Genomic DNA, 13,126 nt, shown 5'->3' with positions numbered 1-13,126 from the left:
TGCCGCCGCGAGTCGACGGCACGCGGCCCCGGGAGGCGCTCGTGCCGGATCGTCATCCCGGAGCCGCGTGAGATCAGCATCGGCGCTGCGCCGCGGCATCCATCGTTCACGACCGCGATCGGTGGATGAATCCGGCCGCGACCCGATTGTGGAGGACGAGTCGGCGGCCGCCGCCGACGCACCCGACCCCGCGTCGCCCCGCCTAGAGTTGCTCCATGAGCTATGCCGCCCTCCCCGAACGATATGACCGCATGCGCTACAACCGGGTGGGCCGCAGCGGCCTCAAACTGCCCGCGCTCTCGCTCGGGCTCTGGCACAATTTCGGCCACGAACGCTCCTACGACACCCAGCGTGCGATCGTGCGCCGCGCCTTCGACCTGGGCGTGACGCATTTCGACCTCGCCAACAACTACGGTCCGCCGCCCGGCAGCGCCGAGGTGAACTTCGGCCGTATCCTCGCCGAAGACCTCACGCCCTATCGCGACGAGCTCATCATCTCGTCGAAGGCCGGCTACGACATGTGGCCCGGCCCGTACGGCGAGTGGGGCTCGCGCAAGACCCTGCTGTCGTCGCTCGATCAGAGCCTCGGGCGACTCGGCCTCGACTACGTCGACATCTTCTACTCGCACCGGCCCGACCCCGAGACGCCGATCGAAGAGACGATGGGCGCGCTCGCGAGCGCCGTGCGCCAGGGCAAGGCGCTCTACGTGGGCATCTCGAACTACGACCCAGACCAGACGCGTGCCGCCGCCGCCGCGCTCGCGGCCGAGGGTGTGCCGCTGCTGATCCACCAACCGCGCTACTCGATGTTCGACCGGCACATCGAAGACGGCCTGTTCCCGGTGCTCGACGAGGTCGGCGCCGGCAGCATCGTCTTCTCCCCGCTCGCGCAGGGCCTGCTGACCGACCGGTACCTCGGCGGCGACGTGCCGTCCGATTCGCGCGCGGCGACCAGCCGCTTCCTCTCCCCCGACAGCATCAGCGGCGAGTACCTCGAGCGTGCCCGCGGGCTCGACGCGATCGCGAAGGAGCGCGGGCAGTCGCTCGCACAGCTCGCCCTGTCGTGGGTGCTTCGGCAACCGCTCGTCACGAGCGCGCTCATCGGCGCCTCGAGCGTGGCCCAGCTCGAGCAGAACGTCGCCGCGCTCGACGCCGCGCCGCTCACCGCCGACGAGATCGCACGCATCGAGCCGTTCGCCGCGCACGGCACCGTGCTCGGCTGAGTTCGCGGGCGGGCGCCGTCTGCGCCGGGTCGTCGAGCAGACCTGAGCGGATGTCGGTGGCCCGCCGTACTCTCGTGACACACCGCAGGGCCGGCTGCACACGAGAGGAGCGACATGTCCGCCACCACCACGATCGACGCCGAAACGACGACCGACGGCACGACCGCCGCGCGCACGCGTGCACCGTTCCCCGACGTCGTCCCCGGCCTGCTGATCTCGCCGGCGGCACCGGGGCTGTGGCGGGTCACCCGCCCCCGCGGCGCGGTGCTCGGGCACATCGAGCAGCGCGGCGCGGGCGCCGAGGTGCGGTTCGGGGCGAAACGACTCGTCGCAGGCGGCCTGCGCTCGATCGAACTCGGCGAGTTCTGGTCGTCGCGCGCCGCCGCCGAGGTGTTCCGCTGAGCTCGCACTCGCGTATTCGGGCGCGCCGTCGAGGCTCGAGGGTCGGGGCACCGGGCGGGAGTAATCTGCGGCCATGCAGTGGTGGAACGATCTCATCTCCTGGCTCGGCACGAGCGCCTCACGGCCCGCCGTCTTCTCGGCCGTCGTGCTGTTCTTCGCGGTGCTCGCCGCCGGGCTCCTGGCCGTCTGGATCGCCAACCTCGCGATCAAGCGCCTCGTCGCGCAACGTGACCGCGAGGCGAAGGCGGCGGCGATCGCCGCGCTCGTCGACGCCGCGACCGAGGCCTCCGTCTGGAACTCGTTGACCCCGCAAGAGCAGGTGCTCGCCGACCGTGCCGTCGGTCAGGCCGACATCATCGTGCGGCTGCTGCCGATCCGCGGTTCCGACGTCGCGGCCAACTGGGCCGCCCACCAGCTCCACGAACTCAAGCGGGCGTCGGCGACGTTCGGCTATCAACTCGACCCCGCCGTCGTGGAGTTCCGCGATCGCCTCCTCGAATGGCAGCGCCACCCCGGCCGCACGCGCCGTCAGTTCATGAACGACCTCGCCCGGTGGCGCACGCAGCGCCAAGAGCCCGAGCAGACGGCGATCGACCAGCAAGACGCCTGGGTGGCCGAGCAGCACCAGCAGCGCTACCAGGGCAGCGTCACCCTCGCAGGCGACACCGGCGACGTCTCGGGCACGGCGAACACCGCACCCACGCCCACGCTGCAGAGCGACCAACAGCGCTGAGCGCCTGTCAGCGCTGAGCACTCAACTTCGCTGAGCGCCCGTCAGCGCCACCAGTCGTCGAACATCGACGCCGGCGTGGTGCGCTTGTGCCGCGTCTGCAGGAATCGTGCCTCGATGCGCTCGGCGACCCCCTCGTCGATCTGTTCGCCCTCGAGGTAGGCGTCGAGGTCGCGGTAGCTCAGGCCGAGGTTCGCCTCGTCGGACTGGCCGGGGTTGCCGTCGAGCAGATCGGCGGTGGGCACCTTGAGGTACAGCCGCTCCGGGGCATCCAGGAATTCGAGCAGTGAACGGCCCTGCCGCTTGGTGAGCCCGGTGAGCGGCAGCACGTCCGCTCCGCCGTCGCCGTACTTGGTGAAGAAGCCCGTGACCGCTTCGGCGGCGTGGTCGGTGCCGACGACGAGCAGGCCGTCTTCGCCCGCGAGCGCGTACTGGGCGACCATGCGCATGCGCGCCTTCACGTTGCCCTTGCCGAAATCGCTGAGCGCCTCGCCGGTCGCCTCGGCATACTGCTCGGTGAGCCCGTCGACCCCGCTCTCGATGTTGAAGACCACGGTCTCCTGCGGCGCGATGAAGCTCAGGGCCAGTTGCGCGTCATCCTCGTCGCGTTGCACACCGTAGGGCAGGCGCACGGCGACGAACCGCGACGGAGTGCCCTCGGCGACGAGTTCCTCGACCGCGAGCCGGCACAGCCGGCCCGCGAGCGTCGAGTCCTGCCCGCCGCTGATGCCGAGCACGAGACCCCTGGCCCCCGTCGTGCGCAGGTACGACTTCAGAAAGTCGATGCGCGCCCGCACCTGCGCGGCGGGGTCGATGATCGGGGTGACGTTGAGTTCGGCGATGATTCGCGACTGCAGCTCTCGCATGCCACGACGATACCGCCCCCGTGTTTCCGGCAGACGAACGGATGCCTCGGGCCGCCGCCATCGCGTCGGGGCAACGCTCCGCTAACATCTCGACAGGCCCACCCGCCTGCCTCGAAACGGAGTGCTCATGGACTTCTCGATCGGAACCATGGTGCTCGTGCCGGCGATCGCCGTCGCGGCCCCGCTGCTCGTGCGCGCCATCGGACGCTGGGTGGCCATCCCCCTCGTCGTCTTCGAGATCGTGCTCGGGCTGCTGCTCGGCCCCGCCGTGCTCGGCTGGGTCGTGCCCGACGAGTTCACCGGGATGCTGGCCGACTTCGGGCTCGCGATGCTCTTCTTCCTCGCGGGCAACGAGATCGACTTCCGTGCGATCCGCGGGCGGCCGCTGAGCCGCGCGGCGATCGGCTGGATCGTCTCCCTGGCCGCGGGCATCGGCCTCGCGACGCTCTTGGCGGCCGACCTGCCCGCCGCCGCGTTCATCGGCATCGCGCTGACCTCGACCGCGCTCGGCACGATCATGCCCGTGCTGCGCGACTCCGGCGACCTCGGCACGCCCTTCGGCATCGCCGTGGTCGCGCTCGGCGCCGTCGGCGAATTCGGGCCGCTGCTCGCGATCTCGATCTTCCTGAGCGGGCGCAGCCCACTGCTGGCCACTGTCGTGCTGCTCACCTTCGCCGTGGTCGCGGGCATCGCGATCTGGTTGGCCGCCAAGGGCTTCGGCAAGCGCATGCACCGGGTCATCACGGCCACGCTGCACACGAGCGGTCAGTTCGCCGTGCGCCTCGTCATCTTCGTGCTGCTCGCGCTCGTGGCGCTCAGCATCGTGCTCGACCTCGACATGCTGCTCGGGGCGTTCACCGCCGGCGTGCTCTACCGCCTGCTGCTCTCGGGCGCGCCCGAGCGCGACGTCGAAGTCGTGGAGACCAAACTCGAAGCCGTGGGCTACGGGTTCCTCGTGCCGGTGTTCTTCATCAACACCGGGGTCACGTTCGACCTCGCCTCGCTCTTCGGCGACGTGCGCACGACCCTGCTGCTGCCGATCTTCGTCGTGCTGCTGCTGCTCGTGCGCGGACTTCCGTCGTTGCTCGCCGCCCCGAAGGGCTCGAGTCGACGCGATCTCGTGGCGACCGCGCTGTTCGGCGCAACCGGACTGCCGATCATCGTCGCCGTCACCGCCATCGGCGTCGACAACGGCGACCTGCCGAGTGGAACCGCTGCGGCGCTCGTGGGCGCCGGCATGCTCTCGGTGCTGTTGTTCCCCCTCATCGCCCTCGCTGTGCGCAAAGGGCGGTCGGATGCACCGGCGCATGCGCCCGAAGACGATCCGTACGTGCCCGTCGAGGGGTGACCCTGCGATATCCCCGGGCGCTCCGGCGGGACGAGCCGGTGAGCGGCCATCGATGGCTATGCTTGCATGGCGGCGTTCCAGTCGGCCCCCCGTAGCTCAGTGGACAGAGCAGGTGGTTTCTACCCACTTGGTCGGGAGTTCGAATCTCTCCGGGGGGACGGTCACAGCGATGTCGGAGCACACGGATAGACTCTCGGCATGCCTTCTTCGAGCGACCGCCTGGTCTGGATCGACTGCGAGATGACCGGACTCGACCTCGAGGTCGATGAACTCGTCGAGATCGCGGTCATCATCACCGATTACGACTTGAACCCCGTCGACGCCGGTCTCAGCATCGTCATCAAGCCCGATTCGAGCGCGCTCGAGTCGATGGGCGAGTTCGTGCGCACCATGCACACCCAGTCGGGCCTCATCGAAGAGATCCCGGGCGGCGTGAGCGTCGCCGACGCCGAATACCAGGTGCTCGAGTACGTGCTGCAGCATGTCCCCGAAGAGCAGAAGGCACCGCTCGCCGGCAATTCGATCGGCACCGACCGCGCATTCCTCGCGAAGTACATGCCGCGGCTCGACGCGCACCTGCACTATCGCAGCGTCGACGTCTCCTCGATCAAAGAACTCGCCAAGCGCTGGTTCCCCCGTGCGTACTTCAATTCGCCCCAGAAGAACGGCGGGCACCGTGCCCTCGCCGACATCCAAGAGTCGATCCGCGAGCTGCACTACTACCGCCGCGCGGTCTTCGTCGCCGAGCCCGGACCGACCACAGCCGAGCTGCAGACCCTCTCGGCGACCGTGGTGAACGAGTTCGCCTCCAAGGTGTAGTAGTCTCGTTGAGTTGCCAGATCGCTTCGGCGGTGGGCACATGGTGGGTATAGCTCAGTCGGTAGAGCGCCTGGTTGTGGTCCAGGAGGCCGCGGGTTCAAGCCCCGTTACTCACCCCAATAGCCCCTGGTAGTGGTGCAGACCCCAAGTGCATTTCGGAGCCGCTCGTGGAACTCGATGCCGAAGCCTTCGAAGCGATCGTCGTCGATGAGCTCGATCAGCTGCCCGACGACATGGTCGACGGCCTCGAGAACCTCGTGTTCGTCGTCGAAGACCGCCCCGAAGACGGCTCCCTCGACCTGCTCGGCCTCTACGAGGGCTTCGCGCTGACCGAACGCGACCGCTATGGATTCGGCGAGATGCCCGACCGCATCATCCTCTACCGCGAGCCGCTGCTGGCACTCTGCGCCGACGAAGAAGAGCTCCGCGACGAGATCCACGTGACGCTGGTGCACGAGATCGCACACTTCTACGGCATCGACGACGACCGCCTGCACGAGCTGGGCTGGGCGTGATCCGCGCCGGGTTACGCTGATTCCATGAGCATCAGCCCCGGCCGCATCGTCGGCATTGCCGTCGGCGCGATCGCGATCCTCGGCATCGGCGTCTACGGCCCGGCCATGCTGCTCGGCCCCCTTCCGGCGGTGAACGTCACCGTCGCCGAGGGAGCCGCCGCGACATCCGGCGACGATGCGGCCGCGGCAGCGACCGTCACCCTTCCCGCCGACGGTGCGAGCGCGATGGCGGTGCTCGCGGGCGACGGCGCCGCCACCACGCTCGCCGTGGCCGGCGACACCGAGGCGGTGCCCATCGGCGGCGCCGTCAAGCTCGTCACCGTGCTGGCCACCCTCGACTCGCTGCCGCTGCCGCCAGAAGGCGGCGGCCCCGACATCACGATCGGCCCCGACGACTACAACGACTACCTGCGCTACGTCGCCGAAGACACGCGCACGCTCGCCGTGCTGCCCGGCGAGAAGTGGAGCGAACGCGATGTCGTGCGCGCCATCCTGCTGGCCTCGAGCAACAACCACGCCGACACACTGGTTCGCTGGGCGTTCGGCGGCACGGCACCCTACGTCGAGGCGGCCAACGAGTGGCTCGCCGAGAACGGCTTCACCGCGACGCGGGTCGCCGACGCCACCGGGCTGTCGGGCGACAACGTCGGCACCCCCGAAGAACTCACGCGCCTCGCCGCCCTCGTACTCGCCGAACCGAGTCTTGCCGCCGTGTACGGCGTCGACGACGGCGATGCGAGCGGTGGCGGCGACAGTGACGGCGACGCCTCGCCCAGCCCGCCCGCCGCGGCCGACGAGCGGAAGATCCCCGACATCGTCGCCCGCCCCGGCGACGCCGGCGTGCGAGCGCTCGCACGCAGCTACACCGACCAGGCGGGGGTGACCTTCGTGTACACCACGACCGTGCCGGGGCTCGAAGACCAGCCGCCCTATCGCGTGGTCGGTGCCACGACCCTCATGCCCGACTACGAGACCCTCGACGTCGGCGTGAGCGCGGCGGTGGCGTCGAGCGCGCTCGCGGCGGCTCCCGTCGAGATCATCACGGCCGGCACGCCCTACGCGAGCGTCGAAGCGGCATGGGGCGACCGGGCAGATCTCATCGCGTCGGTCAGCCGAGTGGATGCCTCGTGGGGCGGCGGCGCCGCCGAGTCATCCGTCACCGTGGAACCGTTCACGACCGCGCCCTCGGGCAAAGACGTCGGTCGCATCAGCTTCGCGACCGCGAGCGGCGAGGTCGGCTCACCGCTCGAACTGACGGGCGCGATTCGCGACCCCGGCCCGTTCTGGCGGCTCACGAACCCCGCTGCGCTCATCGGAGCGTTCTTCGCCGACCAGCAAGGCTGAACGGCCACCGGCCACCGGCTGCGTGACGCACGCCGCGACGTGGCGACGCCACGACGCGGCAACGCGCGAGACGTGACTCAGTCGTTCTCGTCGTCGGATTCGACCGGGTCGGAATCGTCGGCATCGAAACGGAACTGCACCCGAACCTGACCGTTGACCTCTCGCTCGGCGACCGCGTCGTACCAGAACAACGACTCGAGACCGTCGACGGCGGCGACCATGCCCACCCGTTTCTCGGGCTTGCCGCCGACGAGGATGCGCTGCTCGAACTCGCCCTCGAGCGGGCCGTCGAGGAACTCCGCGACGTACTGGGCGGCTGTGTCTGTGCTCATGTCACTACCGTAGCCCTCGGGCCGCCGGGAGCGGCAGGGCGCGCAGCGGGTCGCAGATCGGCGCCCGCCTTCCCTGAGGGTCAACCGGCGACGACGCGCACGCGCACATCGGCGCGACGCGCCGGTGCAGTGCGGGCGACGTAGCGGCGCCACTGACGCTCCCACAGGTCCCAGTACGGGTCGAAGGCGCCGGAGTCGCGCTCGAGTGCGCGGCGCTTGCGCACCCGGGTCGAGGCCTCGACCCAGACCGCGACGGCGGCGACCGAGCTGGTCGCGGCGAACGCGCCGCAGCCTTCGATGATCAGCACCCGGCCCGGCCGGCTCTGCTCGATCGAACCGACGTCACCGGCCGCCCAATCCCATCGCCGCCAGGTGCCGACCGCGCCACGGGCATGGCGCGCCACGAGTTCGTGTGCGAGCGCAGCGCCGGCCGGCTCGAGTCCGTTCCAGCCCGGGTAGGCGTCGTCGAGACGAACGAGCTCGGGCGGGTGACCCGGCCACGCGCGCACGAGGGCGTCGGCGAGGGTGGACTTTCCCGAACCGCTCGGCCCGTCGATCGCCACCACCTGAGCGCCCGCCGCGCGAAAGCGCTCGAGAACGACATGCACAGCGGATGCCGCGGGACCGATGCCGCCCGCTCCGCGCGAGCCCGCCCCGCTCACGCCCAGACCGCGTGGAACGTGCCGGCCCAGACGGCGGCGAAGATCGCGAGCGAAGCGACACCGACGGCGATGCAGAGAAGCGCGGCATCCGGCCACCCGACCGTCGATTCGCGCGCCCAGGTGCGCGGCCGCTCGGAACCGAACCCGCGGGCCTCCATCGCCGTCGCGAGTTTGCTGCCGCGGCGGATGGCGAGCACCAGCAACGCGAACGCCATGGTCGCGAACCGGCGGATCACGCCGTGGTCGCCGATGCCGCGCGCACGACGCGAGAGCGACATCGCCCGCCAGTCCTCCATGAAGAGCCCCACGAGACGAGCGCCCGCGAGCGCCCCGAGCACGAAACGACTGGGCAACCGGGCGATCTGGGCGAGCCCGTCGGCGAGCTCGGTCGGGTCGACGTTCATGAACAGCAGCACCGCCGGCAGCCCGATCGCGAGCACGCGCACGGTCACTGCGACGGCGAGTTCGATCGATCCGTCGGTGACGCGCGCGAGCCAGAACGACCAGTACTCGGTGCCCGCGGGCCGCCCGTAGAGCAGCATGCTGAGGCCCGCGAGGGGTGCCGCGATGAGGATCGGCCAGGCGCGCGCGACGAGCAGTCGGGGGGTGACGCCCGCCATCGCGAAGAGCACGAGCTGCACGCCGAGCGCGACCGCGGCGCTCACCCAGTCGACCGTGAGCAGCAACGGGGTCGTCAACAGCATCGCCGCGGCGAGCCGGCTCACCGGGTTCACCCGGTCGACGAGATGCAGTCGGGGTGTCGCGTTCATGCCGCCGCCCGCAAGCGCAGCGCGTCGCTGCCGAGATCGAGGTGCCGGTCGCCGAGCGCGTCGAGGTAGGCGGCGTCATGACTGACCGAGAGCAGCGTCGTGCCGTCGTCGACGAGCCCGCGCAGCAGGGTCACGAGCTCGATCCAGGTGAGGCGATCCTGTCCGAAGGTCGGTTCGTCGAGGATGACGACGCGAGGCTGCGCGACGAGCGCGCAGCCGACCGTGAGGCGGCGCTGCTCACCGCCCGACAGGGTGAACGGATTCGCCTCGGCGAGCCGGTCGAGGCCGAGTCGCTCGAGCACCTCGCGCGTGCGCCGCGCGGTCGTCGCCGCATCGAGGCCGAGGGCACGCGGGGCGACCTCGAGCTCGCGTTGCACGCTCGACGCGACGAACTGGTGCTCGGGCTCTTGGAAGACGGTGCCGATGCGGGTCGACAACTCGCGCGAGCGCCACCGGATCGGCTCGGCCGTTCTGAGCCCACGGGTCAGCTCTGCCGAGGCGCGTACGCGACCCGCGAGCGGCGGCAGCAGGCCGCCCATCGTCAGTGCCAGCGTCGACTTGCCCGCACCGTTCGGCCCCGTGAGCACGGTCGAGGCCGCGTGCGGCAGCGCGAGCGAGAGGCCGTCGCGCACGACCGCGTCGCTACGGCGCCCGATGGCGAGGTCGACGCCTTCGAGATCGATGAGGGATGCCGCGGGCGCCGGCCGCGCGGCCGACACCGCCGGAGGCGCCCCCGGCACCCAGACACCGGCGGCGAGCAGCGCCTCGCGTTGCTTCGCCAGCACCCGTGCCGGCTCGCCGTCGGCGATCAGCCCCCCGTCGCGGCCGAGCACGATCACGCGGGTGACGAGGTCGATCCAGACGTCGACGCGGTGCTCGACCACGACGAAGGTCGCGCCCGTGCGATCGAGGGTGCGGGCGACCGCTGCGCGCACCTCGCCGACGCCGACGGGGTCGAGATTCGCCGTCGGTTCGTCGAGCAGCAGCAGCCCCGGACCCATCGCGAGGGCGCCGGCCAACGCGAGACGCTGCTTCTGCCCGCCCGAGAGGGCGCTCGTGGGGTGGTCGAGCGCGAGATCGAGGCCGACGTCGTCGAGCGCCCGGCGCACCCGCGACCAGATCTCGCCGCGCGGCACACCGAGGTTCTCGCAGCCGAAGGCGACGTCGTCGCCGACCTTGGCGAGGATGACCTGGGAGTCGGGGTCTTGCAGCACGAGGCTCGCCCGACCGCGCACCGCGCCCGGCCATGCGCCGTCGATCAGCAGGGAGCCCGTCTCTTCGCCCTCCTCGTCACCGCCGTGCACCCCGGCGAGGGCATGCAGCAGGGTCGACTTGCCCGAACCAGAGGGGCCGAGCAGCAGCACGCGCTCCCCCGGCGCGATGACGAGATCGATGCCGTCGAGGGCCGAGCGCTTGCGACCGGCGTGGCGCCACCCCCACCCGCGCGCCTCCACGCGCGCGGGGCGGGAGGCGTTGAACCCCTCGGCCACGTCAGACTCGCTGCGCCACGTCTTGGCCGGCGGCGAATCGGCTGAGCGCTCCCGTCGCGGCGAGGCCGCGCACGATCAGCCAGCCGAGGAGGCCGGCGAGCAGCGCGCCCGAGATGACGACCGTCGTGAGGTAGAGCCCGAGGAACTCGGGCGACTTCGCGAGATTGCCCGAGGTGAAGAGCTCGAGCGTCCAGGCGGCCGCGCCCGAGGCGGCACCGGCGAGCATCGCGGGCAGCACGCCGAAGCGGCGATACGCGAAGAGCGCGAAGACCAGTTCGGCGCCGAGGCCCTGCATCACTCCCGCGTAGATCGTCTCGATGCCCCATTGATTGCCGACGAGCGCCGAGACGATCGCGGCGAGCAGTTCGACGAACAGCGCAGCGCCGGGCTTGCGGATGATCAGGCCGCCGAGCACGCCGCCGATGAGCCAGATGCCGACGGCGACGCCGCCGAGACCGGGCGTGAGCGCGTCCGCCGCGCTGAACCACGCGTAGCCGACGTTGTTCCAGAAGAGGAAGAGCAGGCCCGTCGCGACGCCGATGACGCTCGCGACCACGATGTCGACGACCCGCCAGCGCAGGTTGCGCGGCTTTCGGGGCGTGCGCTGCGCCGTCGATGTGTTCGCTGCGGTGGAGCTGCCGGGTTCTGATGCTGCAGTGTGCACTGTCGTGCCCTTTCGATTCGTGGAAAGAGGCACGGGATATTGAGATGTGTTGGCCTCCCTGCGCTGGCATGACCCAGATCAGGTTCGACGGTCGAAGGTTGAGAACCTTCCTCTCAGCCCGGCTCACCGGACTCCCGTGTTCGATCACGAGTATACGCTGTGGCGCAGGCGTCGTCGGCGACCGTCATCGGCAGCAGCGACGTCAGTCGCAGGCAACGGCTGCGACCGCCAGTGCGGTGAGCGCCGGCGGGATCAGTGCTTGAGCGCGCGGATCACCGCGCGAAGCGCCTTGCCCGTGACCCAGACGAGCGGCGTGGCGACCAGAAGCAGACCGATGAGATTCGGTTCGAACCGCACCTCGCCCGAGCGACCGACGTATGCACCGAGCGGAATGGAGAGCCCGCCTCCACCGCCGCCGCCCGCCTGATCGCCCTGCCCGTCGGAGCCACTGCCTGCGCCGAAGCCGTAGTACCCGAGCGCGACGGGTACGAGCGTGGTGCCGTCGATGTCGACGGCTTCGCCGTAGGAGGTCTTGACGCCGACGCCGGCGACGGTCTCTGCGAGGTCCAGCACGAGTTCAGCCATGCGGCCAACGCTACCCGCGCGTGCGGCCTCGAGCCACCCCTGCGCGAATCTCCGGCACGGCGCCCGCCGCGCGGCCCGCGGTCGGCGCACGTCGCCGACTCCCGCTCAGCGCACGTCGTCGCCGCCGTTCGGGTCTTTGCGGCGCGACGACTCCACCCGATCGGCCGAACGGTGCACGAGCGACGCCGGGCGCACGGCCCCGCGCCCGAACCTGGCCGTCACCTCGTCGATCGTGCGCTCGGCCTCGCGCCACTCCTCGTCGGGATCCCACAGCATCGCGCCGGTGCCCGAGGGGCGAAGCTGCTCGGCTCTCACTCCGATGAGCCGAATGCGGGCGCCGTCGCCCGCCAGTTCGCCGAGAGCGGCAGACGCCTCGTCGTAGATGCGCCGCGCGACATCTGTCGGCTCCCCCAAGGTGCGCGACCGGGTGACCGTGCGGAAATCGCCGTACCGAAGCTTGAGCACGACCGTGCGCCCGACGACGCCGGCCCGCCGCAACCGCACCGCGACATCGTCGGAGAGCCGCAGCAGTTCACGTCGCAGCTGCTCGAGATCGGTGAGGTCGTAGCCGAAGGTCACCTCGTGCCCGATGCTCTTCTCTTCCCGCCCGGTGACGACGTCGCGAGCGTCGACGCCCATCGACAGCTGAGCGAGCTTCGACGCGAGCGCCGGCCCGAGCGCCCGTGAGAGCGCATCGGCGGGCATCGCCGCCACATCGCCCACGGAGCGCAGGCCGATGCGCGTCAGCGACTCTTCGGTGACCTTGCCGACGCCCCAGAGCGCCGAGACGGGAAGCGGGTGCAGGAACTCGAGGGTGCGGTCGGCGGGCACCACGAGCATGCCGTCGGGCTTCGCCCGGCTCGATGCGACCTTCGCCACGAACTTCGTCGCCGCGACGCCCACCGAGCAGGTGAGGCCGGTCTCGTCGTGGACGCGCCGCCGAAGGCTCCAAGCGATCTCGGCCGGGCTGCCGTGCAGGCGCCGTGCGCCCGACACATCGAGGAACGCCTCGTCGATCGAGAGCTTCTCGACGAGCGGCGTGACCTCTTCGAAGATCGTCATGACCCGGCGCGAGTACTCGGTGTAGCTCGCGTAGTCGCCGCGGAGCACGATCGCGTTGGGGCAGCGCTGCAGCGCGAGCGACATCGGCATGGCGGAGTTGACGCCGTACCGGCGGGCCTCGTAGCTCGCGGCCGACACGACACCGCGGCCGGCGGTGCCGCCGACCAGCACGGGCTTGCCGCGCAGATCGGGTCGCTTGAGCAGCTCGACGGAGACGAAGAACGCGTCCATGTCGACGTGCAGGATCGGAGTCGCCGAGTCGTCGACCGGACCGGTGGTCACTTGGCGCGACGAGCCGTCCTGCTTGCTCATGA

At 70.6% G+C, this 13,126-nt stretch carries 15 protein-coding genes, 2 tRNA genes and 1 riboswitch; of the genes, 9 read left to right on the top strand and 8 right to left on the bottom strand.

The genetic code is table 11. The annotated features are described in order from the left end of the window. The first annotated feature begins 215 nt into the window (after nt 1-215). The 3 genes from ACWGST_RS01005 to ACWGST_RS00995 all read left to right on the top strand — a co-directional run bounded on the left by ACWGST_RS01005 (nt 216) and on the right by ACWGST_RS00995 (nt 2,358). Nucleotides 216-1,223: an aldo/keto reductase gene (locus tag ACWGST_RS01005; protein WP_452044773.1), complete on the top strand. Its 1,008-nt coding sequence runs from the start codon at nt 216-218 to the stop codon at nt 1,221-1,223. A gap of 114 nt (nt 1,224-1,337) precedes the next feature. Then, nucleotides 1,338-1,625 (top strand): hypothetical protein, encoded by a 288-nt coding sequence (locus ACWGST_RS01000; protein WP_452044772.1) that lies wholly within the window; start codon nt 1,338-1,340, stop codon nt 1,623-1,625. Between the two features lie 73 nt (nt 1,626-1,698). Beyond that, nucleotides 1,699-2,358 carry a hypothetical protein gene (locus ACWGST_RS00995; RefSeq protein ID WP_452044771.1) on the top strand — a complete coding sequence of 220 codons (660 nt, stop codon included), beginning with the start codon at nt 1,699-1,701 and terminating at the stop codon, nt 2,356-2,358. 41 nt (nt 2,359-2,399) lie between these two features. Here ACWGST_RS00995 and nadE read toward each other — a convergent pair whose 3' ends face one another. Next, a complete protein-coding gene (nadE, locus tag ACWGST_RS00990) occupies nt 2,400-3,221 on the bottom strand; it encodes an ammonia-dependent NAD(+) synthetase (RefSeq protein WP_452044770.1) in 822 nt (273 codons plus the stop codon). A 127-nt stretch (nt 3,222-3,348) separates the two neighbouring features. On the opposite strand from nadE, the gene ACWGST_RS00985 reads away from it, so the two are divergent. From ACWGST_RS00985 to ACWGST_RS00960, 6 genes are all read left to right on the top strand, one after another. Beyond that, nucleotides 3,349-4,569, top strand: coding sequence for a cation:proton antiporter (locus ACWGST_RS00985; RefSeq protein ID WP_452044769.1), 1,221 nt, complete (start codon nt 3,349-3,351; stop codon nt 4,567-4,569). 85 nt (nt 4,570-4,654) lie between these two features. Further along, nucleotides 4,655-4,727, top strand: a tRNA-Arg gene (locus tag ACWGST_RS00980). Nucleotides 4,728-4,767: 40 nt separating this feature from the next. Then, nucleotides 4,768-5,388: an oligoribonuclease gene (orn, locus tag ACWGST_RS00975; RefSeq protein WP_452044768.1), complete on the top strand. Its 621-nt coding sequence runs from the start codon at nt 4,768-4,770 to the stop codon at nt 5,386-5,388. 43 nt (nt 5,389-5,431) lie between these two features. Next, nucleotides 5,432-5,507: transfer RNA gene (locus ACWGST_RS00970), tRNA-His, on the top strand. 48 nt (nt 5,508-5,555) lie between these two features. Further along, complete coding sequence (locus ACWGST_RS00965) at nt 5,556-5,903, top strand: metallopeptidase family protein (protein WP_452044767.1); 348 nt, start codon at nt 5,556-5,558, stop codon at nt 5,901-5,903. A 24-nt stretch (nt 5,904-5,927) separates the two neighbouring features. After that, nucleotides 5,928-7,247 (top strand): hypothetical protein, encoded by a 1,320-nt coding sequence (locus tag ACWGST_RS00960; protein ID WP_452044766.1) that lies wholly within the window; start codon nt 5,928-5,930, stop codon nt 7,245-7,247. Between the two features lie 77 nt (nt 7,248-7,324). Here ACWGST_RS00960 and ACWGST_RS00955 read toward each other — a convergent pair whose 3' ends face one another. The 7 genes from ACWGST_RS00955 to ACWGST_RS00925 all read right to left on the bottom strand — a co-directional run bounded on the left by ACWGST_RS00955 (nt 7,325) and on the right by ACWGST_RS00925 (nt 13,124). Further along, nucleotides 7,325-7,579, bottom strand: a complete 255-nt coding sequence (locus ACWGST_RS00955) for a hypothetical protein (protein ID WP_452044765.1) — start codon at nt 7,577-7,579, stop codon at nt 7,325-7,327. 80 nt (nt 7,580-7,659) lie between these two features. Further along, on the bottom strand, nt 7,660-8,241 hold the full coding sequence (locus ACWGST_RS00950; protein WP_452044764.1) for an ATP-binding protein: 582 nt from the start codon (nt 8,239-8,241) through the stop codon (nt 7,660-7,662). After that, nucleotides 8,238-9,011, bottom strand: a complete 774-nt coding sequence (locus ACWGST_RS00945; protein ID WP_452044763.1) for an energy-coupling factor transporter transmembrane component T family protein — start codon at nt 9,009-9,011, stop codon at nt 8,238-8,240. Before ACWGST_RS00945 ends, ACWGST_RS00950 begins: the two co-directional genes overlap by 4 nt. Continuing rightward, on the bottom strand, nt 9,008-10,501 hold the full coding sequence (locus ACWGST_RS00940; protein ID WP_452044762.1) for an ABC transporter ATP-binding protein: 1,494 nt from the start codon (nt 10,499-10,501) through the stop codon (nt 9,008-9,010). Before ACWGST_RS00940 ends, ACWGST_RS00945 begins: the two co-directional genes overlap by 4 nt. Nucleotide 10,502: 1 nt before the next feature. Further along, a complete protein-coding gene (locus ACWGST_RS00935; RefSeq protein ID WP_452044761.1) occupies nt 10,503-11,165 on the bottom strand; it encodes an ECF transporter S component in 663 nt (220 codons plus the stop codon). Nucleotides 11,166-11,203: 38 nt separating this feature from the next. Beyond that, nucleotides 11,204-11,313, bottom strand: a riboswitch (TPP riboswitch). Nucleotides 11,314-11,417: 104 nt separating this feature from the next. Beyond that, on the bottom strand, nt 11,418-11,750 hold the full coding sequence (locus tag ACWGST_RS00930; protein WP_452044760.1) for a hypothetical protein: 333 nt from the start codon (nt 11,748-11,750) through the stop codon (nt 11,418-11,420). Nucleotides 11,751-11,855: 105 nt separating this feature from the next. Further along, the gene (locus tag ACWGST_RS00925; RefSeq protein ID WP_452044759.1) at nt 11,856-13,124 is read right to left on the bottom strand and encodes a DNA polymerase IV; all 1,269 of its coding nucleotides are present in this window, start codon (nt 13,122-13,124) and stop codon (nt 11,856-11,858) included. Between the last annotated feature and the right edge of the window lie 2 nt (nt 13,125-13,126).

This window comes from Agromyces sp. NPDC055520, assembly GCF_053619715.1.
This window is presented reverse-complemented; position numbering and strand designations above follow the sequence as displayed.

What these genes read in the sequence shown, in the direction of transcription:
- ACWGST_RS00930 (WP_452044760.1), bottom strand. Translation starts at nt 11,750, where the DNA reads ATGGCTGAACTCGTGCTGGACCTCGCAGAGACCGTCGCCGGCGTCGGC.
- ACWGST_RS01000 (WP_452044772.1), top strand. Translation starts at nt 1,338, where the DNA reads ATGTCCGCCACCACCACGATCGACGCCGAAACGACGACCGACGGCACG.
- ACWGST_RS01005 (WP_452044773.1), top strand. Translation starts at nt 216, where the DNA reads ATGAGCTATGCCGCCCTCCCCGAACGATATGACCGCATGCGCTACAAC.
- orn (WP_452044768.1), top strand. Translation starts at nt 4,768, where the DNA reads ATGCCTTCTTCGAGCGACCGCCTGGTCTGGATCGACTGCGAGATGACC.
- ACWGST_RS00995 (WP_452044771.1), top strand. Translation starts at nt 1,699, where the DNA reads ATGCAGTGGTGGAACGATCTCATCTCCTGGCTCGGCACGAGCGCCTCA.
- ACWGST_RS00925 (WP_452044759.1), bottom strand. Translation starts at nt 13,124, where the DNA reads ATGAGCAAGCAGGACGGCTCGTCGCGCCAAGTGACCACCGGTCCGGTC.
- ACWGST_RS00955 (WP_452044765.1), bottom strand. Translation starts at nt 7,579, where the DNA reads ATGAGCACAGACACAGCCGCCCAGTACGTCGCGGAGTTCCTCGACGGC.
- nadE (WP_452044770.1), bottom strand. Translation starts at nt 3,221, where the DNA reads ATGCGAGAGCTGCAGTCGCGAATCATCGCCGAACTCAACGTCACCCCG.
- ACWGST_RS00945 (WP_452044763.1), bottom strand. Translation starts at nt 9,011, where the DNA reads ATGAACGCGACACCCCGACTGCATCTCGTCGACCGGGTGAACCCGGTG.
- ACWGST_RS00985 (WP_452044769.1), top strand. Translation starts at nt 3,349, where the DNA reads ATGGACTTCTCGATCGGAACCATGGTGCTCGTGCCGGCGATCGCCGTC.
- ACWGST_RS00960 (WP_452044766.1), top strand. Translation starts at nt 5,928, where the DNA reads ATGAGCATCAGCCCCGGCCGCATCGTCGGCATTGCCGTCGGCGCGATC.